Below are 1,429 nucleotides of genomic sequence, written 5' to 3' on the forward strand. Positions count from 1 at the left end.
TGATCATGGCGCGAAGTGATCCTGAGGGGGGTCTCAGAGCCTCACACGCGATCAGAAGAGGGGTTGCCACGCATAATTGACGTTATGGGTAAATCGAACACCGGGGGGGCTGCGCAATCGTCCCGGTGATCGATTCTGGCCGTTGGCCGCAAGTACCATAACGTCCACACATTATGCGTACCTACGGATACGCCTATGGAGACTTAGCGGCATGGTCTGCCTCGTATCCGCTCCGCGCTCTGAACCGAGCCGCTTGTCGCGGCGACGAGGCTTCAGAAAAGAAAAAGACAGAGGATTTAGATTGAATTTGACCATTAGCTGCGTCATGGCAACGACAAAAAACCATCAAGAAAATACGGCAAGAACCGTAAGTGCTGACACAGGAACATATTCATCATCTGAGCCATCCTTAGCCCTAAGGAGCAACTGAGACTCTATGCCATAACCTACGGCCCCCACTTGAAAGCCGATAACGACAGCCTCATACGATAGAAGCTGAGATGAGTATTCCTGCTCATGCTGGACGTAGACGTGCCTGCCGAGCAAAGCGGCAGGATCCAGACCTACGAAGGGAGAAAATGAACATGATATTTTTTCATTTTGAAGGGCAGAAATCAGAGCATGAGGCAATGAAGCAAACCCTGCAAAGGTAGGTGTTTCTGTAGAATAGATATTAGCCATTTTGATCCTCTCTCGATCAGGATGGTGAGCAGATAAGGGGAGTTGGCGCTCCCCTGATCTGCATTTAATCGGCAGAATTGCCGAAATATTAAAGAAGCTCTCCAGCAATAACAGAAGCGCGCATGTAACGTTTAAGTTCGCGAGAAACATTAGAATCGTGCTGCTTACAAATCTTTTCAAACTCTGCTTTAAGTCCAGAGTTGAGCTTGAAATTAAGAGTTGTATCTAAATCATCACCAATGGATTCAATACGCTTGTGTGCGGTTAAGCTTGAGCGATCATTACCTATTCGAGCAGAACGCTGCCGCAAATCAGCAATGCGGTCATTCTCTGAATTCATAACACACCTAGTAGTTACTGAGTAATTAAGCGGAAATTACACGACAGAAAGGTAGGTGTCAAGTAACTACCAAAGATATACCAAGAAGAAAGCCAAAGTGGAAGATAGGCACTTGATTCTAAAAGGAAAATAAAAAGGAAATCCGCAATACTGCGGAGATCCGCATGAAAGTGGGGGTGTAACAGCACCCCCACCCTGCCGGCCTGCGATCGCCAAGGCCGAAGCGACAAATCAGAACCAGGTGCTGCAGCAAGATGGAGTCGCCCAGGAGAGGCAGTGCTGCAAGGAAATTGCCTCCGGGACCCGACAACCGACTGTGCTGTGCGTTATGGGTCCGTTGCGGTAAAGCTGAGTGATCATGGCGCGAAGTGATCCTGAGGGGGGTCTCAGAGCCTCACACGCGATCAG

The 1,429-nt window shown here is 48.9% G+C and carries 2 protein-coding genes; both read right to left on the reverse strand.

Features of this window, described 5'->3' with window-relative positions:
• Positions 1-345: 345 nt before the first annotated feature.
• The gene (locus tag QRN60_RS26370; RefSeq protein ID WP_147466078.1) at positions 346-681 is read right to left on the reverse strand and encodes a hypothetical protein; all 336 of its coding nucleotides are present in this window, start codon (positions 679-681) and stop codon (positions 346-348) included.
• Between the two features lie 88 nt (positions 682-769).
• Positions 770-1,021: a hypothetical protein gene (locus QRN60_RS26375; RefSeq protein WP_147466079.1), complete on the reverse strand. Its 252-nt coding sequence runs from the start codon at positions 1,019-1,021 to the stop codon at positions 770-772.
• Between the last annotated feature and the right edge of the window lie 408 nt (positions 1,022-1,429).

This window comes from Agrobacterium sp. CFBP2214 (assembly GCF_030209895.1).
GTDB classification, from domain to species: Bacteria; Pseudomonadota; Alphaproteobacteria; order Rhizobiales; family Rhizobiaceae; genus Agrobacterium; species Agrobacterium radiobacter.